Source organism: Inquilinus sp. NPDC058860, assembly GCF_042743185.1.
Classification (GTDB): Bacteria; Pseudomonadota; Alphaproteobacteria; order DSM-16000; family Inquilinaceae; genus Inquilinus.
Window position 1 is genome coordinate 65,929 of sequence record NZ_JBHYMS010000012.1, and the last position, 20,424, is coordinate 86,352.

Genomic DNA, 20,424 nt, shown 5'->3' on the forward strand with positions numbered 1-20,424 from the left:
GAGTGGTTTGGGCTCGCGACTGCGAACCCAACCAAAGCCCCAGCCTCAGTTCTGCTTCATCCCTGCGACCAGCAGCGAAATGTTATACCGAAACATCTTCGCGTAAGTCGAAGCCGGCCCATCCGCGGTCGACAGCGCCTCGGCATAGAGCTCGCCGCCCATCTCGGCGCCGGAGGCCTTGGCCACCTGCTGCACCAGGCGAGGGTCGGTCGCGTTCTCGATGAACACCGCCTTGATGTGCTCCTGCTTGATCTGGTCGATCAGCTTGGCGATGTCGCCGGCCGAGGCTTCGCTTTCGGTCGAGAAGCCGACCGGGGCGTGGAACTCGATGCCGTACGCCGCACCGAGATAGCCGAAGGCGTCATGGCTGGTGATGACCTTGCGCTTGCCCTCCGGAATGGTCGCCACCTCGCGCCGGGCCCAGGCGTCGAGATCCTTCAGCTCGGCCACGTATTTGGCGCCGTTGGCCTGATAGGTCGCGGCGTCGGCCGGGTCCGCGGCCTCCAGCGCCTTGGCGATGTTGGCGGCGTAGATCGCGCCGTTCGCGGCGCTGTTCCAGGCGTGCGGATCGAGGCCTCCATGATCGTGCCCCTCGCCTGCGTGGTCGTCATGGGCTTCGTGGTCTTCCTCTTCGGCGCGCAGGGTCGCAATCCCCTGGCTCGCGACCACGATCTTGGCCCTGGTGCCGGAGGCCGTGACCAGCCGGTCCATCCAGCCTTCGAGCTCCAGCCCGTTGACGACGATGAGGTCGGCCTTGGTGACCGCCTGGGCGTCCTGCGGCGTCGGCTCGTAGACATGGGCGTCGCCATTGGGGCCGACCAGGCTGCGGACCTCGACATCGTCGCCGCCGACCTGCTTCACGATGTCGGCGAGGACGGTGATGCTGGTGACGACCGACAGCTTGTCCGCCGCCGCTGCGGGCAGCGACAGGGCGGCAAGGGACAGGCCGATCAGGCCGGCGCGGAACGGTATCCTCATGCGATGGCTCCGTTGGGAGTTCAGTGCGCGAAATGCGCGGTGGGCAGGTATCGGGCCCGCAGGCTGTCATGCGTCCCGAAGATCAGCGACAGCAGGTAGAAGCCGCCGGCGGTCAGCACGATGCTGGGACCGGACGGCAGGCTGCCGTGATAGGAGACCAGGAGGCCGGAATAGCCGGAGAGCAGCGCGATCCCGGCCGCCCAGGCGAAGAGCGACCATAGCGACCGGCTCCAGAACCGCGCCGCCGCCGCCGGCAGCATCATCAGCCCGACCACCATGAGGGTGCCGAGCGCCTGGAAGCCGCCGACCAGGTTCAGCACCACCAGCACCAGGAAGGCGAAGTGCACCAGGGCGCCGACACCGCCGACCATGCGCAGATAGCCGGGGTCGAAGCATTCCACCACCAGCGGCCGGTACAACAGGGCCAGCGCGACCAGCGTCACCGTGGCGATGCCGGCCATCAGCAGCAGCGCCGCGTCGTCGACCGCCAGGATGGTGCCGAACAGCACATGGATCAGGTCGACATTGCTGCCGCGGGTCGAGACGATCAGCACGCCGGCGGCCAGGGCGATCAGGTAGAAGGCGGCGAAGGCGGCGTCCTCGCGCAGCGCCGTCATCCGGGTGACCGCGCCAGCCAGCAGCGCGACGGCCAAGCCGGCGATCAGCCCGCCCAGCCCCATCGACCACAGCGACAGGCCAGACACCAGGAAGCCGACCGCGGCGCCCGGCAGCACCGCATGCGACATGGCATCGCCGACCAGGCTCATCCGCCGCAGCACCAGCAGCACGCCGACCGGGCCGCAGCCCAGCGACAGCGCCAGGCAGGCCACCAGCGCCCGCTGCATGAAGGCGTAGTCGAGGAAGGGCGTGACCAGAAAGTCCCACATCGCCGTCACGCCGCGCTCCGCCGGCAGGCTTCGCCGCGGTCGGCCCAAGCCTCGGCCATCGTGCGGGCGCGCAGCAGGTTCTCGGCGCACAGCACGTCGCCGGTCGGCCCCCAGCCGATCGGGTCGCGGGCCAGAAGCAGCGTGTCCGGGCAGACCTCGCGCACCTGGTCCAGGTCGTGCAGCACCGTGATCACGGTGCGGCCCTCGCCATGCCAGCGCCGGACCACGTCGACCAGGTCGCGCGTCGTCTTGGCGTCGAGCGCGGTGAACGGCTCGTCCAGCATGATCACCCGCCCGTCCTGCAGCAGCAGCCGGGCGAACAGCACGCGCTGGAACTGGCCGGCGGAGAGGCTGCCGATCGGCCGTGCCTCGAAGCCGCCGAGGCCGACCGCCTCCAGCGCCTCGGCGGCGCGGCGGCGCAGATCCTTCGAGGCGCCGCCGAAGATCCCGGTCCGGGCCCAGCCGCCGAGCAGCACCGTGTCGGCGACCGAGATCGGGAAGCTGCGGTCGATCTCCGCCTGCTGCGGCAGATAGGCGATGTCGCGCCGGCGCAGGCCGCCCAGGTCGACATGGCCGGACAGCGGCGCCAGCAGGCCGGCGATGGTCTTCAGCAGGGTCGACTTGCCGGCCCCGTTCGGGCCGACGATGGCGGTCAGCGTCCCGCGCTCGAAGCTGCCGTCGACATGATGCACCGCCGGGTGCCGTTCGTAACCGGCGGTCAGGTTGGCGAGGCGGATGCGGCCAATGGCGGACGAACTGCTCATGCCGCGCCTCCGAACCAGCCCATGGCCCAGGCCACGGCGAGCCAGAGCACCGCGATCAACGCGAAGGCGACGAGCAGGCGGGCCCCGACCGGCGCGGCCAGGGCCGACGGCCCGATCTCCCCGGCCCGGCGGGCGGCATGGGCGGGGTGGTGATGCGACACGGTCATGGGTCAGCCGATGGCGTGAACAGGTCCGGCACCATAGCGCCCGGCGGGCGCGGCACCATTGACGTTAATGTATAACATCTTTGCGATATCGGAAAGCGCCGGACGAGCGATATCGACCAAGGGCGTAGGCCTCACTCCGCGAGATTGCCCGGCAGATCCTCGAGGTGATGGATCCAGGGCACGGCCGAACGGCACCAGATCTGCCGCCTGGGCACCAGCCGGTCGCGCTGCCGGATGCCGCCCCAGCGGATGCCCCATTCCTCGGCATCGGCGCCCTCGCCGCTGGTGAAGACGGGCGATCCGCACTCCGGACAGAAATGCTGGAACCGCCTGCGGCCGTTGTCGCCGGTCTTCACGTAGACCTTCGGCTCATGGCCGGTCAGCCGGATGGCCTCGCGCCGCGCGAGCACGGTGACCCGGAAGGGCGAGCCGGTCAGCGCCTGGCAATCGGTGCAGTGGCAGATCCCCACCCGTTCCGGGTCGATCTCCGCCTCATAGGCGACATGGCCGCAATGGCAGCGGCCGTCGATGCGCATCATGGCGCGCCCCGATCCGCATGGAACCAGGCTGCAGTCTAGCCTATCGTCGGCCCGGCTGCAGGCGGCGCAGCACCAGATGCTTCAGCGCCGGCGGGATATGGCCCGGCGACGGCCAGTCCACCGCCAGGCCGAGGGCGGCGCATTCGGCCGCGATCTGGCGCCCGTTCTCGTAACGGATCTGTCCGAGCCGCGGCAGGGCGTCGGCGCGGCGGTGGTCGAAAGGGCGGCCGGACTGCGCCTCGCGAAAGCCGTGGTGGAAATCGGGATGGCTCAGCACCCGCCGCGCCTCCGGCCAGTGCCGGGCCCGGCGGGTGGCGACGTCGGACAGGCCCCTCACGGCTGCAGGTCGACCAGCGTCGCCCGGCCACCAGCGTCGCCCGCCGCCAGCCAGCGTCCGTCGGGCGAGAAGGCCAGCGCTTCGACCGCGGCGCCGTTCGGCCGCAGGACCGGAACATAGCCGCTGCCGTCGAGCGGCATCAAAGCGACGAAGCCGTCCTTGGCGCCGGCGGCCGCGACCGGCAGTTGCGGATGCGCCGCGACCCGGGTGATCGGCACGCCGCGGGCCCAGCCGCTTTCGCTGGCGGTGCCGCCCATCGGGCCGTCGCGGCCGGCGAAGCGCCAGGACACCACACCCTCGGAGCCTGAGGTCAGCAGCGCCTTGCCGCCATCGGCCCAGGCCAGGGACCGCGGCTTGGTGGGATAGCCCGGCATCTGCATGTGCACGCCGTCCGACAGGCGCCAGGCGTGCAGCGCCTTCTCCTGCATCGCCGAGACGACGAAGCGCGACCGCGGATGCCAGATGACGGCGAGGTGAGCGCCTTGCCAGGCGTAGAGCTTCGCGGCCCAGGCGCGCTTCCGCGGCGACCAGACGGTGACGCCGCCGTAATGCGCCGCGGCAATGCGCCGGCCGCGCGGGTCGAAGGCGGCGCCGTCCAGCCCCGCCGAGCCCTGCAGCCGCGTCACCGGCGCCCCATCCGCATCGAACACCAGCACCTCGCTGCCGGCGACGGCCAGGCGCCGCCCGGTGACGGGCGCGGCGTCGACGGCGCTGATCCAGCGGCCCGGGACTTCGGCGATCTCGGCCACCGCTCCGTCCGGCGCGACCCGCAGCAGCCGGCCGTCGTCACCGCCGCTGAGAAAGCCGTCGCCGAGATCAGGCGTCAACGCCAGCACGGCACCGCGATGCGCCGGCACGGCCACCGCCTCGCGCTCGCCGGGCGAGGCAAGGCGGACAGTGCCGTCGCCGAGGCCGAAGGCCAGGTGCCCGGCTGCGTCGAAGGCCGCGGCCACCACCGGCGCCGGCCAGGTCCAGACCGTGCCCTTCTCCTCCGCCAGGGCACGCGGCGGCAGCAGCAGGCTCATGCCGCGGCGCAGTTCTCGAAGCCGGCCCGCAGCACGGCCGCATCGAGGTTGCGGCCGATCAGCACCAGCCGGCTCTCGCGCCGCTGGCCGGGCCGCCAGGCCGGGGCGAAGTCGCCCTCCTGCAGCATGTGCACGCCCTGGAACACGAAGGGCCGGTCCTCGCCGGCGAAGGCGAGAATGCCCTTGCTGCGCAGGATATCGGCGCCGCGGATCGCCAGCAGCATGCCGATCCAGTCGACGAAGCGGCGGCCGTCGAGCGGCCGGTCGAGCCGGAACGAGACGCTGCCGACGCCCTCGTCATGCTCGTGGTGATGGTGCCCGTGGCCGTCGAGCAGGTCGGGCTCGAGCGCCAGCAGCCGGTCGAGGTCGAAGGCGCCGCCGTCCAGCACGGTGCCGAGATCGGCGTCGCAGCGCCGGGTCCGCAGCAGCCGCGCCACCGGGTTGATGGCGCGCAGCCGCGCCTCCACCGTCGCCAAGCCGGCCTCGTCCGCCAGGTCGGTCTTGTTGACCAGGATGGTGTCGGCGAAGGCCACCTGCTCCTCCGCCTCGTCGCTGTCGCCCAGCCGTGCCTCGATGTTGCGGGCATCGACCACGGTGACGATCGAATCGAGGGCGGTGCGCTCGCGCACCTCGTCGTCGACCAGGAAGGTCTGCGCCACCGGCGCCGGGTCGGCCAAGCCCGTGGTCTCGACCAGGATGCGGTCGAAGCCGCCGGCCCGCTTCATCAGCCCACCGATGATCCGGATCAGGTCGCCGCGGACCGAGCAGCACAGGCAGCCGTTGTTCAGCGCGAACACCTCCTCGTCGACGCCGACCACCAGGTCGCCGTCGATGCCGATCTCGCCGAACTCGTTGACGATCACGGCGTAGCGCCGGCCATGCGCCTCGGAGAGGATGCGGTTCAGGAGCGTGGTCTTGCCGGCGCCGAGATAGCCGGTCAGCAGGGTGACGGGGATGCGGGACATGGGGAGCCTCGGGCTTCGGAGATTTAAATGTTATTATATAACATAATAGCAGGACGCAAGCCTGTCGCCCATAGGTCGATAGGATGGTATGCACGGACATCGCATCCGATCGCCGACCCGGCATCGCGCCCCAGAATCGCCCAGATTCTCCGCGAGGGACGACGCCGGGCGGCAGCCTGCCGTCCGTCATCCGAGGACCGACATGCCCGTTCCCGCCCCGTCCCGCCGCGCCTTCCTGCATGGCTGCGCCGCCGGCCTGTCCGTAGCCCTGATTCGGCCGGCCCTGGCCCAGGACGCGGAGGCGCCGCCGCCGCTCGGTTTCCGCGAGCTGGCGGACGGTGTCTGGCTGCACACCAGCTGGAAGAAGCTGGAGCAGGGCTGGGTCTCGTCCAACGGCCTGGCCGTGATCGGGCCCGAGGAGGTGCTGCTGATCGACACCGCCTGGAGCCCGGCGCAGACCGTGGCGCTGCTGGAGCGGGTGGCGGAGATCGCGCCGAACCGGCCGGTCAACCTGGTGGTGACGCATGCGCATGACGATCGGCTGTCCGGCCTGGCGGCGGTGCATGCCCGCGGCGGCTGGTCCCTGGCCCGCGACGAGACGGTCAAGGAGGCCGCGGGCGCCGGCACGATCCAACGCAGCTGGAGCGGCGAATCGACCGCCATCACCGGCGGCGGCCGCACGATCGAGCTGTTCTATCCCGGCCCGGCGCACACCCGCGACAACACCGTCGCCTTCCTGTCGGACAGCGCCGTGCTGTTCGGCGGCTGCATGATCCGGGCGGCCGAACAGGCCAATCTCGTCACCGTCCCCGAATCCGACGTCTGCCGCTGGCCGCAATCCGTCGAGGCGGTGATCGCCCGCTACGGCAAGGCGGCCAAGGTCGTGGTGCCGGGCCATGGCGAGACCGGCGACGCCGGGCTGCTGTCCCACACCCACCAGCTGGCCAAGGCCGAAGCAGCGAAGAGCTGCAGCCCGGCGGGCTAGCCGGCAGCGGCCACCGCGCCGGCGGCGCAGTCGCGGCAGCGGCCGAGGATCTCGATGGTCCGGCTGTCGGCAACGAAGCCGATCCGCCCGGTCCAGGCCTCGATCAGCCCGTCCACCGCCGGATCGGTGATCTCCTCGACCCGGCCGCACTCGCGGCAGATGGCGAATTGCGCCGGGTGGGTGTGGTGGTGGTCCGGCCCGCCGCACACCACATAGGCGTTGAGCGATTCGATCCGGTGCACCAGGCCACGGTCGAGCAGCCCCTTCAGCGCCCGGTACACCACCGGCGGCGCGGTGATGCCGTCGCCCTTCATCTCGCGCAGGATGTCGTAGGCGCTGGCCGGCTCGGCGCTGGCCCGCACCAGGTCGAGCACCCGCTGCTGCCAGTGCGACAGCCCGGCCCGCGGGGGCCGGCCGCGCCGGGTCGTGCCCGCCCCCGTTTTCGCTGCCTTGCCCTTCGCCGCCGCCGACGCGGCTTCCAGCTTCTGTCTCATGCGTCGAGTGATAGCATGCGGCCCCTCCCCAACGCCACGCCCTGCCCGATCTTGAAACCGACCGGTCACCCCCCATTTCCTGTTTAACGGGAGTGGGGATGCCGCGTGGTCCCCGCTCCGCAGGCGCCGGGGAACCGGGCCGCCCGAGCCGGGGGTTCCGGCAGCTCGCTCTCAGGAGGAGTGACCATGACGCGGGTGTCGCTGTTCAACAGCCCGCTCCTGCTCGGCTTCGAGCAGTTCGAGCGGACGCTCGACCGGATCGGCAGGACGCCGAGCGACGGGTATCCGCCCTACAACATCGAGCAGTTCGGCGAGGACCAGCTGCGCATCACACTGGCGGTCGCCGGCTTCACGGATGCCGATCTGACGGTGCAGATCGAGGACAACCAGCTGGTGGTCCGCGGCAAGCAGACCGACGACAAGGAGCGGGTGTTCCTGCATCGCGGCATCGCCGCCCGCCAGTTCCAGCGCGCCTTCGTGCTGGCCGAGGGCATCGAAGTGACCGGGGCCTCGCTCGACAACGGGCTCCTGAACATCGATCTCCGCCGGCCGATGCCGGAGAGCAAGGTCCGGACCATCGCCATCAACCGCTCCGCGGCGAAACCCAACGGCAAGACCGCGATCGACGTCTCGACCGACGTCGAAGGGTGAACCGAAACACCTGGTGACCATCATGAATACCGACGCCATTCCGAACTTCACCCAGATGTCGCCGACCGATTTCGCGGCGATCGGGCTGAACCAGATCGCCTTCGTCAAGCCGGTGGTGGTCGAGGGCGAGGCCGCCTTCGCCGTGCACGGCGCCGACGGCACCCCGCTGGCCGTGGTCAAGGACCGCGACCTCGCCTTCGCCGTGGTCCGCCAGAACGACATGGAGCCGGTCAGCGCCCACTGACCCGTCGCTCCTTCCGATGAGCTGATGCGAAAGCCCCGCCGCCGGCGGGGCTTTTTCTATTTCACGGCCCCTGCCGTCAGCCCGGCGATGAACCAGCGGCCGACGATGCCGAACAGCAGCACCACCGGCACCGTCGCCAGCGTCGCCCCGGCCAGCAGCAGGCCCCAGTCGATCTGGTACTGGCCGATGATGCCGGCGAAGCCGACCGGCAGGGTGCGGTTGGCGTCGGACAGGATCAGCACCGAGGCGAACAGGTATTCGGTCCAGCTGGCGATGAAGGCGAAGATGGCGACGCTGGCGATGCCGGGCGCCGCCAGCGGCACCATGATCCGCAGCAGGATCGCCAGGCGCGAGGCGCCGTCGATCAGCGCCGCCTCCTCCAGCTCCGCCGGGATCGAGGCGAAGAAGCTGCGCATCATCCAGATGGCGAAGGGCGAGGCGAAGGTGACGTTGACGATCACCAGCGCCGCCGGCGTGTCGATCAGCCCGGCCTGCGACATCATTCCGTAGAGCGGAATCAGGATCAGGATGCCGGGGAAGGCATAGGCCACCAGCACTGCCCGGAACAAGAGGTCCTGGCCTGGGAAGCGCAGCCGGTAGAAGCCGTAGGCGGCCAGCACCGACAGCACCACCGTGATCGCGGTCGAGCCCAGTCCGACCACCAGGCTGTTGCCGAGATAGCGCGGATAGTCCGAGGCGCCGAGCAGCTTGTCGAAATGCCGCAAGGTGAAGCTGTGCGGCACCAGCGTCGGCACCCGGGCGATGATCTCCTGCGGCGCCTTGATCGCGCCGGTGGCGATAAACCAGAAGGGCAGCAGCACGATCGCGGCAAGGCCGAGCAGCCCGCCGCCGATCGCCAGGGACTGGCCCGGGCTGCGCCTCATTTCTCGCCTTTCGGCGCCAGGGCACGGGTCAGCAGGATGGCCAGGGCCATCAGGAGCAGGCTGACCAGCACCGACATCGCCGCCGCCTGGCCCAGCCGGTAGGATTTGAACGCGGTCTCGTAGATCAGCACCGGCAGCGTCTGGGTGGCGCCGGACGGCCCGCCCGCCGTGGTCAGCCAGATGATGTCGAAGACGTTGAAGGACAGCAGCGTGCCGACCACGCCCAGCACCAGCATGGTCGGCTGCAGCAGCGGCCAGGTGATGCGGCGGAAGCGCTGCCAGGGGCCGGCGCCGTCGATCGCCGCGGCTTCGTAGAGATCGGCGGGGATGCGCTGCAGCCCGGCCAGCAGCATGACCGCGACGAAGGGGAACCAGCGCCAGGAGTTGATCACGACCAGCGATGCCATGGCGCTGCCCGGCCCGGCGAAAAAGCCGACCGGCCGATCGGTCAATCCGAGCGACACCAGGAGATGGTTCACCACGCCGCCGGAGGTGCCGAGCAGCCAGCGCCAGATGATGACGACGACGATGGTCGGCACGATCCAGGACAGGATCACCCACACCCGCACCAGCCGCACGCCGCGGAAGCGCTGGTTCAGCAGCAGCGCGGTGCCCAGCGCCAGCAGCGTCTGCAGCACGGCGTTGCCGGCCACCCAGGCCAAGCTGCGGCCCAGCGCCGCCCACAGCCGGGCCATGCCGAGCACATCCTCGTAGTTCGCCAGGCCGACGAAGCCGCCGTCGGAGCCGATGACGCGGATATCGCGCAGGCTGATCGCCACCGCGGCGCCGAGCGGATAGAGGATGGTCGCCGCGAGCCAGACCAGCACCGGCGCCACCATCAGGCCCCCGGCCAGCGCCTCGGCGCGGGTGCGGGAGAGGCGGCGGCGAGGCGCGGCTGTCACGGCACGACCTACCCCGCCCGAAGCGTCAGCGCACCGCCTCCTGCATCCTCGCCTGGCCGGCCTTGACCGCGTCGGCGGCGGACATCTCGTCGACCACGATCTTCTGCAGCGTCTCGGCCAGGATGTTCTGGGCCGAGATCGCGGCGATGCTCGGGAAGGAGTGGCCGCCGGTGAAGCCGAACAGGGCGCCGTTGCGGCTGTTGGCGATCATCGCCTCGATCTGCGGCTTGTACTTCACCACCAGCGGGTCGCTCCACAGGCTCTTGGCCTTGGCGCCGTCGGCGGTGACCGGCAGGAACAGCCCCGGCTCCATGTTCAGGAAGCGGCCGTAGGTCTCCGGCTCCAGCAGCCAGGCGATGAAGGTCTCGGCTGCCTTCCGCTTGGCCTCGTCCTTGGCCAGGATCATCACCGCGTTGGAATATGCGATGGTGCCGGACTCCTTGCGGTCGTCGGCATGCGGGATCGGCGCCACGCCGAGGTCCTGGGCGTCGCCCTCGGCCTGGCTGTCATAGGTGCTGATCACCGTGAACTGCAGGATCATGCCGCAGCCGCCGCTGGCGAAGCAGGCCTCGGCCTCGCCCCAGGTCCAGCCCGGCGCGTCGGCGGCGGAGAACTGGTACAGCTCCTTGTAGAAATCGTAGGCCTTCACGGTCTGCGGATTGTCGAAGCGCAGCGTGCCGTCCGGGTTGTAGATGTCGGCGGCGCCTGCGTTGACCATCAGATCGTAGACGGTCTGGTCGGTGTACAGCTGCTTGTTGGCCGGCAGGCCGATGCCGTACCGGCCGTCCGCGGTGAGCTTCTCCGCCGCCGCCTTCCACTCGCTCCAGGTCTTCGGCGGCTTCAGCCCGGCCTTCTCGAACACGCTCTTCCGGTACCACAGCGACATCGCCATGTTGTACAGCGGCACCGCCCAGACGCCGCCGTCATAGCTGTAGGGCGCCAGCGCGCTGGGCACGAAGTGATGCTCGGCATCGAGCTGCCTGACGAAGCCGTCGACCGGCTGCAGCGCGCCGAGATCCTTCAGGATCGGGGTGAAGTCCGGGATCGCGAACAGGAGATCCGGCGCATTGCCGGCGGCGATGGCGGCCGGCGCCTTGGCGTAGATCTCGCCCCAGCTCTGCGGCTCCTGCTTCACCGCGATGTCCGGATGGCTCTTGTTGAAGGCGTCGATCAGCTCCTGCACCCGCGCCACGCGCTGCGGCGGCTGCTCCATGTGCCACAGCGTCAGCTGCACCGGTTCCGCCTGGGCTGCCGCAGCACCCCAGATCAGCGCGGCCGCGGCCACGCCCGACACGATCGACCATCTCGTCGCCATTGCCTTCTCCCCTGTCTGATCCCGCGGCCCGGATGCGGCGCCGCGTTGACCGGGCGTCCGCCGGGGCCGTCCTTTCCGTTACAAATGCGGATTGCGCGTCCGGTACCGTTCCACCAGGGCGGCGTTGCGCTCCTTCGACCCCGGCATGTTCGAGCTGATATAGGCCGGCGCAACCTCGCCCGACCGGGCCATCCGGACCACCGTCTCGGTCAGCACCGCGTTCCAGATCGCGGCGCCCAGCACGGTCGAGATCGGGCCGACGGTCAGCCCCTCGGCGGCGGTCACCAGGGCGTCGCCGGGCGGGCCCTGGTTGTCGATGGCGATGTCGGCGGTCTCGGCCAGGGTCGGCCGGCCCGCGGCGGCCGCCCGCGAATAGGCGATCGAAGTCACCGCCACCACCGTGGCGCCCTGCTCGCGGCCGTGGCGCGCGGCCTCGACCGGCACGGCGTTGACGCCGCTGTTGGAGAACACGAACAGCGTGTCGGCCGGCCCGATCGGATAGCGGCCGAGCAGCGGCGCGGCCAGGCCGGGCATCCGCTCCAGCGCGCCGGAGACCACCGCGCCTTCGTGCAGCATCACCGAGGAGGCGAGGATCGGCACCACGCAGGCCAGGCCGCCGGCGCGGAAATGCCCCTCCTCCGCCATCAGATGCGAATGGCCGGTGCCGAAGATGTAGATCAGCCCGTCGCGCCGGATGGTCTCGACGCAGGCGGCCGCCGCGGCGCCGATCGCCTCGCCCTGGGTCGCAGTCAGGGCGGCGATGCGGTCGGCGATGCCGGCGAGATAGGCGGCGGCGCCGGAAAGGGCGGTCGGCGTCATGAGTCCGATGTGTCCGGTGGGGAAAGCCGTGCCCGCATCTTGTAGCGGTCGCCGCGATAGGCGGAGCGGACGAATTCGATGACATGGCCGTCGGCATCGGCGGTGCGCCGGGTGAACACCAGCACGGGTGCGCTGCGCGGGATGTCGAGGGCGCCGGCGGTCACGGCGTCGGGCAGGTCGGCCTCGACCGTCTGCTCCGCCTGCCAGGGCACCAGGCCGTAGTCGTGGCGCAGCACCTCGTACAGCGAGGCGGTGCGGAAGTCGTTGCGGTCCAGGATTCCGGGCACCAGCGCCTCCGGCAGCCAGGTGACCTCGAACGCCATCGGCACGGCGTCGGCCAGGCGGACGCGCTCGAGCAGCACCAGCGGCGCGCCGTCGGCCACGCCCAGCGCCTCGCGCGCCTCGCCGGTCGCCGGCACCACGGTCTGGCGCAGGATCACGCTGGCAGCGCGGCGGCCCAGCCGGGCCATGTCCTCGCTGAAGCCGGTCAGGCGCTGCAGCCGCTGGTCGACCTTGGGCCGGGCGACGAAGCAGCCGCGGCCGATCCGGCTTTCGATCAGCCCGGCATCGGTCAGGCTCTTGAAGGCCTGGCGCACGGTCATCCGGCTGATGCCCAGCTGGTCGGCGAGATCGCGCTCGGAGGGCAGCCGGTCGCCGACGGCGAAGCTGCCGGCGCGGATCCGGTCGGCCAGATCCTCGGCGATCTGCTGGTAGATCGGCTTGTCCGTCGGCGTCGGCTGTAGGTCGGTCATGGCGGGCCCTGGTGGTCTAGACCACAATCGGCATGATGAAGGCCGATCCGGACCTCGTCAAGAAAGGTCGGACATAGTGGCTGGCATGCGCAGCAGCGCGTCGCGATGCCCGCCGTAGCGCCGCCAGGCGGCCTCATAGACCTCCCGCAGCGCCGGATCGGGGCGATGCGTGCGCCGAATCCTGCGGACCCGGCGCGACGCGTCGCCGATCGAGGGATACCACCCGATGCCGGTCCCGGCCAACAGGGCGGCACCGCAGGCCCCGTATTCGCCGCCGTCGGGGATCTCGACCGGCAGACCGAGCACGTCGGCGATCATCTGCGACCAGAAGCGGCTGCGGCTGCCGCCACCGGACAGCAGCACGCCCTGCGGCCGCTCCGCCATCGCCGCGAAGCAGTCGCGGATGGCGTAGGCCAGCCCCTCATAGACGGCGCGGACCAGCTCGGGCCGGCCGTGCCCCGGGACCAGCCCGGCGAACTGGGCCCGGGCCGCGGCCGAGACCGCCGGGGCGATGATGCCGACCTCGCTGAGATAGGGCAGGTAGACAGCGCCGCCGGCGCCGGGCGGGGCGGCCGCGGCCAGTGCCTCCAACGCCGCATAGGGATCGGGATCCGTGGCCAGATCCGGGCACAGGCTGCGCAGGCACCAATCGAGATTGCTGGTGCCGGCAACGTTGACCATGCAGCGCAGCCACAGCCGGCCCGGCAGGCTGAACAGCAGCCCGAGATCCGGCGGTTCGAAGGACGGGGCGTCGAGCACCACCCCGTTCAGGCAGGTGGTGCCGAGCACGGTGCAGGCCGAGCCGGCAGCGAGCCCGCCCGAGCCGATGACGCTGGCCGAGACATCGCCGGCGCCGGTGACGACCGGCGTGCCGGCGCGAAGCCCCGTTTCCGCTGCGACCTCGGCCGTTACCGTCCCGGCGACCGCCTCTGACGCCAGCACCGGCGGCAGCAGGTGCCGGTGCGGGCCGAGGCTGAACAGCTCCAGCATCGCCTCGCTGCGGCCCTGCGACCGGGCGTCGCCCGGCGCCACCGCCGACTCGGTCGGGTCGGCGGCACGCACCCCGGTCAGGCGGAAACGGAGATAGTCCTTGCAGCCGAACACGCAGTCGGCCCGCGCCATGACCTCGGGCTCGTTGTCCAGCAGCCAGCGCAGCACCGGCAGGGTGCAGCCCTGCTGCATCACCGAGCCGGACGACGCGAAGATGCGGGACAGGAACGCCGGATCACGGACCTGCATCGCCTCGATCCAGGGCTGGCTGCGGCCGTCGTCCCACAGGATGCCAGGGCGCAGCGGCCGGCCCTCGGCGTCGATCACCCAGGCCCCGACCATGGCCCCGGTGACGCCGACCGCGGCGACGGCAGCCCCGTCCACCCCCGCCTCGGCCAGCACCTGGCGGATCACCGCCGCCGTGGCCGCCCAGGCGGTCTCGGGGTCGCTTTCCGACCAGGCAGGACGCGGGTGGGAAACGGGGGTGCGCCGGGCCGCGGCGGCGCGCTGCCGGCCATCGCGCCCGAACAGCGCGGCCTTGATGACCGAGGTGCCGGCGTCGAGGCCGAGCAGATACATGGCGGAACCGCGAACAAAGGCCGATCCGCTCCGGCTAGCGGAGCGGGGGGCCCACGGTCAAGCGGCGTTCACCGACTCGCTCTGGGACAGGAGCGCGAAGATCGCGTCGGCGGTCTGGCAGCCGCGCAGCTTCTCGCACAGGCTCTCGTCGCGCAGCATGCGGCTGATCCGGGCCAGCGCCTTCAGATGGTCCGCCCCCGCCCCTTCCGGCGCCAGCAGCAGGAACACCAGGTCGACCGGCTGCTCGTCGACCGCGTCGAAGTCGATCGGCCGCTCCAGCCGGGCGAAGGCGCCGAACACGCCCTGCAGATGCGGCAGCTTGCCGTGCGGAATGGCGATGCCGCGGCCGACGCCGGTCGAGCCCAGCCGCTCGCGCTCCAGCAGAACGTCGAAGATGAAGCGCTCGTGCTGGCCGGTCAGTTCGGCGGCACGGCGGGCCAGCTCCTGCAGCGCCTGCTTCTTGCTGGCAGCCTTCAGATTGGCGAGAATCGCCTCGGGGCGGAGAAAATCGATCATGACATATCGGATGCGCCGCCCTCAGGCGGCGGCATCCTCGGTCCCTTTCGGATCGACCCAGCCGATGTTCCCGTCCGGGCGGCGGAACACCATGTTGAGCCGGCCATGGGCCTGGTTGCGGAACATCAGCGCCGGCAGGTCGCCCAGGTCGAGGCGCATCACCGCCTGCAGCACCGTCAGGCTCTCGATCGAGGTCGAGACGTCGGCGATCACGATCGGCTGGTTCGGCTCCTCGCCGTTCAGCCATTCCTCGGATTCGGCCTCGAGGATGTAGCTCTGGGCCGGCAGGGCCGGCTGTGCGTCGCCGTTGTGATGGTCGCGCAGGCGACGCTTGTAGCGACGCAGGCGCTTGGCCAGCTTGTCGGCCGCAGCGTCGAAGGCGTGATACGGGCTCTCGGCCTCAGCATTGCTCTGCAGGAGGATGTTGCGGCCGACATGGACCGACAGGTCGCTCCGGATCAGATGGGCGTTGCGGGAAAAGACGACATTCGCCTCGATCGCGTTGTTGAAGTACTTCGCGGTCGTGCTGTTGAGGGCGTCGCTGACATGGGTGCGCAATGCGTCACCGACGTCGATCTGCTTGCCTCGAACGGTCAGTTGCATGGCTGTCGCTTCACTGCTGCACGATGGAAACCGGGCGCCCAAAAAGAACGGGGCGGCCGTGGAGGGCCGCCGTCGGGCGGCGACCATAGGGATGGGGCGCCTTCCTGTCAACGAAGGGGGCCCGGTCCCGGGCTGCGGAGGAGGCTGGGGGAGCGCTCATCGGCTCAGACCCTTCTCACGCCGTCGCTGGACGGAGGATGGTATCCGCATCCCCTCACGGTACTTGGCGACGGTCCGCCGTGCAATGTCGATCCCCTCCCCGCGCAGGATTTCGACGATCCGGTCGTCGGACAGGATGGCATCCGCCGGCTCGGCGTCGATCATGATGCGGATGCGGTGGCGCACCGCCTCGGCCGAATGCGCGTCGCCGCCGTCGGCTCCCTGGATCGCCTGGGTGAAGAAGTATTTCAGCTCGAACACGCCGCGCGGGGTGGCGATCACCTTGTTGGTGGTCACCCGGCTGATCGTGCTCTCGTGCATGTCGACCGCCTCGGCCACGTCCTTCAGCGTCAACGGCTTCAGGTGCTGCACGCCGCGAACGAAGAAGGCGTCCTGCCGGCGCACGATCTCCGACGCGACCTTGAGGATGGTGTTGGCGCGCTGGTCGAGGGCGCGGACCAGCCAATTGGCATCGGCCAGGCAGGTGCCGACATAGTCGCGGTCGACCTTGCTGCGGGTGCCGCGGCTGATCTCGGCATGGTAACGGCGGTTGACCAGCACCCGCGGCAGGGTGTCGGCGTTCAGCTCGACCACCCAGCCGGTCTCCGGCTGCGCCCGCATCAGGATGTCCGGGATCAGGGTCTGCGCGATCTCGTGGTCGAACGCCGCGCCCGGCTTGGGGTCGAGGGCGCGGATCTCGGCGATCATCTCGGCCAGGTCCTCGGCGTCGACGCCGCACAGCCGCATCACCGCGGCCAAGTCGCGCCGGGCCAGCAGGTCGAGATGGTCGAGCAGCGTGCGCATCGCCGGATCCAGGCGGTTGCGTTCGGCCAGCTGGATCGCCAGGCATTCGGCCAGGCTGCGGGCGAAGATGCCGGGCGGGTCGAGCCGCTGGCAGCGGCGCAGCACCGCCTCGACCCGCTCGGGCGGGCAGCCGAGGCCGGCCGCCACCTCCTCGACCGTGGCGCCGAGATATCCCGTCTCCTCCAGCAGGTCGACCAGCCGCGCCGCGATCAGCCGGTCGGCCGGGGCATAGAACTCGATCGCGATCTGGCTCAGCAGGTGGTCGCGCAGGCTCGGCCGCTCGGCCAGAGTCTCCTCCAGCCCGGGCAGGTCGTCGGCGAAATCCATGCGGCCGCGGCCCGCGCCGGCGAACTGAGCCTCGCCGCCATAGTCGTCGTTGCGGTCCGTGGCGCTGGATCCGGTGAACAGATTGCTCCAGTCGGTGTCGAGCGGCGCGTCCGCCGACACCATGGCCGGCGGCTCCGGCGCGGTCAGGGCGACGTCCGACGCCACCGTCCGTCCCGATGCGGGATCGGGCGGCTCGATGTCGTTCCGGTCGCTGGTGCTGTCGCCGCCGTCATCACCGCGCTCGCCCTCCTCCCGTTCCAGGAGCGGGTTGCGCTCGAGCTCCGTCTCGACGAAGGCGGAGAGCTCGATGTTGGACAGCTGCAGCAGCTTGATCGACTGCTGCAGCTGCGGCGTCATGACCAGCGCCTGGCTCTGCCGGAGCCCGAGGCGTTGCGAAATGGCCATGGCTGCCCGGTGGTCTACAAGCTGAAGCGTTCGCCCAGATACACGCGCCGCACCTCCTCATTGCCGACGATGTCGGATGGTTCGCCTTCCATCAGAACACGCCCGTCGTGGAGGATATAGGCCCGATCGACGATATCGAGGGTCTCACGCACATTGTGGTCGGTGATCAGGACGCCGATGCCCCGGTCGCGCAGATGCGCCACCAGGTCGCGGATGTCGCCGACCGCGATCGGGTCGATGCCGGCCAGCGGCTCGTCCAGCAGCATGAAATGCGGATGGCTGGCCAGCGCCCGGGCGATCTCGACGCGCCGGCGCTCGCCGCCCGACAGCGCCAGGGCCGGGGTGCGGCGCAAATGGCTGATCGAGAACTCGGCCAGCAGGTCCTCCAGCACCGCCTCGCGCGCCGAGCGGTCCGGCTCCGAGATCTCCAGCACCGCCCGGATGTTCTGCTCGACCGTCAGGCCGCGGAAGATCGACGCCTCCTGCGGCAGATAGCCGATGCCGAGCCGGGCGCGGCGATACATCGGCAGGTCGGTCAGTTCCTGCCCGTCCAGCAGGATGGTGCCGTAATCCGGCTGGATCAGGCCGGTGATCATGTAGAAGCAGGTGGTCTTGCCGGCGCCGTTCGGGCCGAGCAGGCCGACCGCCTCGCCGCGCTGCACCTGCAGGCTGACGCCGCGCAGCACCGGCCGCTTCTTGTACTGCTTGCCCAGGTTGCGGGCGACGAGCCCGTCATTCTTGGCGACGAGGCGCGGCGCGGCCGTCGTCTCGGGCGGATGCGGGCTGATCGGCTTGGTCATCGCCTGCACCTACTTCTTCGGCGCCGGCTGGCCGGGCACGCCCGGCTGGCCCTGGTTGTTGTTCTGGTCCGGCACCAGCAGGGCCCGGGCGCGGCCGCCCTGCCCCGGCCTGGTCAACAGCTTGCTGACGCCGCTGGCCATGTCGACCTCGGCATAGTCGCCGTTCAGCTGGTTGCCGCCGCGGGTCAGGCGGACATTGTCGGTGATGGTCGCGAACTGGCTCTTGACGTCGTAGCGGCCGGTCTGGCCGGTGACCACGTCGGTCGCCGTGGTCAGCCGGACATTGCCGTCGGCGTCGACGACCGACAGCTCCTTGTCGCCCTTGTCGTTCGGGGCGAAATGGCCGGTCAGCGTGTCGGCGCGCAGGGTCTTCTGTTCCTTGGCGCGGACCGCCGTGGCGTTGCCGCGGGCGATCGCCACGTCCTCCGCCTGGCGGTACTCCATGCTGTCGGTGGCGGTGATCACGTCGTCGTTGTTGACGAATTTCAGGTTGCCGCCGGTCAGGGTGAAGGTCTGGGCGTCGAGCTCGTAGACCCCCTTGCCGCCGGTGGCGCTGGTGGTGTCGCCGCGGGTGATCAGCACATTGCCTTCCGCCGTGGCGCGGAAGATCTCCGTGCTCTTGTCCGGCAGCTCGCGGTAGTAGGCGGTCAGGACGTCGGCTTTCACCGTCAGCTCGCCGCGCTTGTACACGGCGTTGCCGCGGGCGATGTAGGTCTTCTCGTTCTGGTGCCACTCCAGCGCGTCGTCGGCCTGGATCTCGGACGGCTCGCCCTTGCCGCCGCCGAGCTGCAACTGCTGTTGCGCCGCGGCCGGGACGGCCACGGCCGCGAGCAGGACGGCGAGAATCAGCGGGCGGATCATTGCGGCGTCCCCTGGAAGGCCTTGTCGGCGCCGGGCTTGAGCAGCAGCTTGGTCGGCCCGGTGAAGATGATGACGTCGCCCTGCTGCTCGACCTTGAAGCCCCCGGCCGACAGCGTACCGAAAGGTCCCTCCGCCGTCACGGGCATGCTGCTGCGCGCGCCCTTGTCGGCCAGGTCGATATCCGCGGCGTCGGTGACCATGGTGGTGCCGTCGCTGCGGCGCAGGGTGACGTTGCCGCTGAGATGCACCGACTTGCTGCTGCGGTTCAGCTTGCCGGTCTGGGCGTCGAGGGTCAGCAGCAGACCGCTGGGCAGCTTCATCTCCCCCTTGGGCCGGTTCAAGTCGAACACCTCGTCCTGCACCTGCTTCGCCAGCGTCGCCCAGACGGTGTAGGGCCGCGCCGCCTCGTCGATGCCGCTGTAGCGCGGATTCTGGATCTCGCCCGCGGCGGCGGCCGGGCGCTCGGTGGGGCTGGAGATGTCGACCTGGGAATGGTGCAGCTCCGGCCACAGCACGATCAGCGCCACGACCACCAGGCCGACGGCCGGCAGCACGTATTTCAGCACGCCGACCATGCGGCTGTAGGACCGGCTGAGGCCGGCGGCGCGGCCGGCGGCGGCCAGGCGCGCACGCCGGCCCGAGGCGCCCGCACTGCGCCCCGCCCGGCCCGATTCCGGCGTCTGCGGCGCGGCCACCACGCTCAACTCAGCCCTGCCCGCAGGCAGTCATGCACCCTGAGGATGCCCACGGGCCGGCCCTCCGACGTGACGAAGAGGTTGGTCACCTTGTAGCGGTTCATCAGCCCCAGCGCCTCGGCCGCCAGCGCCGCCGGGCGGATGGTGCGCGGCCCGGGGGTCATCACCTCGCCGGCGGTCCGGCCCAGGAGGCCGCCGCTCATGTGCCGGCGCAGGTCGCCGTCGGTGATGACGCCGACCAGCCGGCGGTCGGCGTCGGTCACGCCGACGCAGCCGAAGCCGACCCGGCTCATCTCGATGATCGCCTCGTCCATCCGCGTCTGCGGGCCGACCAGCGGCAGTTCGGCCTCGGCATGCATGATGTCCTGCACCCGGATCAGCCTGCTGCCGAGCGAGCCGCCGGGATGGAACACCCGGAAGTCGTCGGAGGAGAAGCCGCGGCGGTGCATCAGCGCGACCGCCAGGGCGTCGCCCAGCGCCATCATCATGGTCGTCGAGGTGGTCGGCGCCAGCCCCGTCGGGCACGCCTCCGGCGCCGGCGGCAGCAGCAGCACGGTGTCGCACTGGTCGGCGAGATTCGACGGCGACCGGCTGGTCATGCCGATCAGCGGGATGGCGAAGCGGCGGGTATAGGCGATGACGTCGGCCAGCTCGGCGGTGTTGCCGGAATTGGACAGCGCCAGCACCACGTCCTGGCGGTGGATCATGCCGAGATCGCCGTGGCTGGCCTCGGCCGGATGGACGAACAGCGCCGCGGTGCCGGTCGAGGCCAGGGTCGCCGCGATCTTGCGGGCGACATGGCCGCTCTTGCCGATACCGCTGACCACCACCCGGCCATCGGCGCCGAGGATGGTGTCGATGGCGCGATCGAAGCTGGCGTCGAGCGATTCGGCGAGACGGTCGAGCGCGTCGCGCTCCACCAGCAGCGCCTTGCGGCCGGCCTCGATCCCTGCAGTTGCCACCATGCCTTCTCCCAA

The 20,424-nt window shown here is 70.6% G+C and carries 25 protein-coding genes; 3 read left to right on the plus strand and 22 right to left on the minus strand.

The window, feature by feature from the left end:
• Positions 1–45: 45 nt before the first annotated feature.
• From ACFW16_RS10735 to ACFW16_RS10770, 8 genes are all read right to left on the minus strand, one after another.
• Positions 46–978: a metal ABC transporter substrate-binding protein gene (locus ACFW16_RS10735; RefSeq protein ID WP_380304643.1), complete on the minus strand. Its 933-nt coding sequence runs from the start codon at positions 976–978 to the stop codon at positions 46–48.
• A gap of 20 nt (positions 979–998) precedes the next feature.
• Positions 999–1,865, minus strand: coding sequence for a metal ABC transporter permease (locus ACFW16_RS10740; RefSeq protein WP_380304792.1), 867 nt, complete (start codon positions 1,863–1,865; stop codon positions 999–1,001).
• A gap of 5 nt (positions 1,866–1,870) precedes the next feature.
• Entirely contained in the window at positions 1,871–2,629 is a 759-nt protein-coding gene (locus ACFW16_RS10745) for a metal ABC transporter ATP-binding protein (protein ID WP_380304645.1), read from the minus strand.
• Positions 2,626–2,796, minus strand: coding sequence for a hypothetical protein (locus ACFW16_RS10750; RefSeq protein ID WP_225771051.1), 171 nt, complete (start codon positions 2,794–2,796; stop codon positions 2,626–2,628). Before ACFW16_RS10750 ends, ACFW16_RS10745 begins: the two co-directional genes overlap by 4 nt.
• Before the next feature lie 131 nt (positions 2,797–2,927).
• Positions 2,928–3,335 carry a GFA family protein gene (locus ACFW16_RS10755; protein WP_380304647.1) on the minus strand — a complete coding sequence of 136 codons (408 nt, stop codon included), beginning with the start codon at positions 3,333–3,335 and terminating at the stop codon, positions 2,928–2,930.
• 40 nt (positions 3,336–3,375) lie between these two features.
• Positions 3,376–3,672, minus strand: coding sequence for a hypothetical protein (locus tag ACFW16_RS10760; RefSeq protein ID WP_380304649.1), 297 nt, complete (start codon positions 3,670–3,672; stop codon positions 3,376–3,378).
• Entirely contained in the window at positions 3,669–4,697 is a 1,029-nt protein-coding gene (locus tag ACFW16_RS10765) for a WD40 repeat domain-containing protein (RefSeq protein WP_380304651.1), read from the minus strand. The genes ACFW16_RS10760 and ACFW16_RS10765 overlap by 4 nt, the downstream gene beginning before the upstream one ends.
• A complete protein-coding gene (locus tag ACFW16_RS10770) occupies positions 4,694–5,662 on the minus strand; it encodes a CobW family GTP-binding protein (RefSeq protein ID WP_380304653.1) in 969 nt (322 codons plus the stop codon). The genes ACFW16_RS10765 and ACFW16_RS10770 overlap by 4 nt, the downstream gene beginning before the upstream one ends.
• Before the next feature lie 202 nt (positions 5,663–5,864).
• Between ACFW16_RS10770 and ACFW16_RS10775 the strand changes: the two genes are divergently transcribed.
• Positions 5,865–6,647 carry an MBL fold metallo-hydrolase gene (locus tag ACFW16_RS10775; protein WP_380304655.1) on the plus strand — a complete coding sequence of 261 codons (783 nt, stop codon included), beginning with the start codon at positions 5,865–5,867 and terminating at the stop codon, positions 6,645–6,647.
• Here the strand turns inward: ACFW16_RS10775 and ACFW16_RS10780 are convergent.
• Complete coding sequence (locus ACFW16_RS10780) at positions 6,644–7,141, minus strand: Fur family transcriptional regulator (RefSeq protein ID WP_380304657.1); 498 nt, start codon at positions 7,139–7,141, stop codon at positions 6,644–6,646. The two genes, ACFW16_RS10775 and ACFW16_RS10780, sit on opposite strands and share 4 nt — an antisense overlap.
• 186 nt (positions 7,142–7,327) lie before the next feature.
• Between ACFW16_RS10780 and ACFW16_RS10785 the strand changes: the two genes are divergently transcribed.
• Both ACFW16_RS10785 and ACFW16_RS10790 read left to right on the plus strand, forming a co-directional pair.
• Entirely contained in the window at positions 7,328–7,792 is a 465-nt protein-coding gene (locus tag ACFW16_RS10785; protein WP_380304659.1) for an Hsp20 family protein, read from the plus strand.
• Positions 7,793–7,814: 22 nt separating this feature from the next.
• Positions 7,815–8,036 (plus strand): DUF1150 family protein, encoded by a 222-nt coding sequence (locus tag ACFW16_RS10790; RefSeq protein ID WP_380304794.1) that lies wholly within the window; start codon positions 7,815–7,817, stop codon positions 8,034–8,036.
• Positions 8,037–8,092: 56 nt separating this feature from the next.
• Here the strand turns inward: ACFW16_RS10790 and ACFW16_RS10795 are convergent, their stop codons facing one another.
• The 13 genes from ACFW16_RS10795 to ACFW16_RS10855 form a co-directional block, all read right to left on the minus strand.
• Positions 8,093–8,920, minus strand: coding sequence for a carbohydrate ABC transporter permease (locus tag ACFW16_RS10795; protein WP_380304661.1), 828 nt, complete (start codon positions 8,918–8,920; stop codon positions 8,093–8,095).
• Positions 8,917–9,822, minus strand: a complete 906-nt coding sequence (locus ACFW16_RS10800; protein ID WP_380304663.1) for a carbohydrate ABC transporter permease — start codon at positions 9,820–9,822, stop codon at positions 8,917–8,919. The genes ACFW16_RS10795 and ACFW16_RS10800 overlap by 4 nt, the downstream gene beginning before the upstream one ends.
• Positions 9,823–9,847: 25 nt before the next feature.
• On the minus strand, positions 9,848–11,137 hold the full coding sequence (locus ACFW16_RS10805) for an ABC transporter substrate-binding protein (protein WP_380304665.1): 1,290 nt from the start codon (positions 11,135–11,137) through the stop codon (positions 9,848–9,850).
• A 78-nt stretch (positions 11,138–11,215) separates the two neighbouring features.
• On the minus strand, positions 11,216–11,956 hold the full coding sequence (locus tag ACFW16_RS10810; protein WP_380304667.1) for an SIS domain-containing protein: 741 nt from the start codon (positions 11,954–11,956) through the stop codon (positions 11,216–11,218).
• Positions 11,953–12,708, minus strand: a complete 756-nt coding sequence (locus ACFW16_RS10815) for a GntR family transcriptional regulator (RefSeq protein WP_380304669.1) — start codon at positions 12,706–12,708, stop codon at positions 11,953–11,955. Before ACFW16_RS10815 ends, ACFW16_RS10810 begins: the two co-directional genes overlap by 4 nt.
• 57 nt (positions 12,709–12,765) lie before the next feature.
• Positions 12,766–14,277: an FGGY-family carbohydrate kinase gene (locus ACFW16_RS10820; RefSeq protein WP_380304671.1), complete on the minus strand. Its 1,512-nt coding sequence runs from the start codon at positions 14,275–14,277 to the stop codon at positions 12,766–12,768.
• A 57-nt stretch (positions 14,278–14,334) separates the two neighbouring features.
• Positions 14,335–14,793: a PTS IIA-like nitrogen regulatory protein PtsN gene (gene ptsN / locus ACFW16_RS10825; RefSeq protein ID WP_034845261.1), complete on the minus strand. Its 459-nt coding sequence runs from the start codon at positions 14,791–14,793 to the stop codon at positions 14,335–14,337.
• Between the two features lie 21 nt (positions 14,794–14,814).
• Positions 14,815–15,396, minus strand: coding sequence for a ribosome hibernation-promoting factor, HPF/YfiA family (hpf, locus tag ACFW16_RS10830; RefSeq protein ID WP_380304673.1), 582 nt, complete (start codon positions 15,394–15,396; stop codon positions 14,815–14,817).
• A 156-nt stretch (positions 15,397–15,552) separates the two neighbouring features.
• Complete coding sequence (rpoN, locus tag ACFW16_RS10835; protein ID WP_380304675.1) at positions 15,553–17,091, minus strand: RNA polymerase factor sigma-54; 1,539 nt, start codon at positions 17,089–17,091, stop codon at positions 15,553–15,555.
• Between the two features lie 14 nt (positions 17,092–17,105).
• Positions 17,106–17,891, minus strand: coding sequence for an LPS export ABC transporter ATP-binding protein (gene lptB / locus ACFW16_RS10840; RefSeq protein ID WP_380304677.1), 786 nt, complete (start codon positions 17,889–17,891; stop codon positions 17,106–17,108).
• A gap of 9 nt (positions 17,892–17,900) precedes the next feature.
• Entirely contained in the window at positions 17,901–18,752 is an 852-nt protein-coding gene (locus ACFW16_RS10845; protein WP_380304679.1) for an LptA/OstA family protein, read from the minus strand.
• The gene (gene lptC / locus ACFW16_RS10850; RefSeq protein WP_380304796.1) at positions 18,749–19,450 is read right to left on the minus strand and encodes an LPS export ABC transporter periplasmic protein LptC; all 702 of its coding nucleotides are present in this window, start codon (positions 19,448–19,450) and stop codon (positions 18,749–18,751) included. The genes ACFW16_RS10845 and lptC overlap by 4 nt, the downstream gene beginning before the upstream one ends.
• A 2-nt stretch (positions 19,451–19,452) precedes the next feature.
• A complete protein-coding gene (locus ACFW16_RS10855; RefSeq protein ID WP_380304681.1) occupies positions 19,453–20,412 on the minus strand; it encodes an SIS domain-containing protein in 960 nt (319 codons plus the stop codon).
• Positions 20,413–20,424 lie beyond the last annotated feature (12 nt).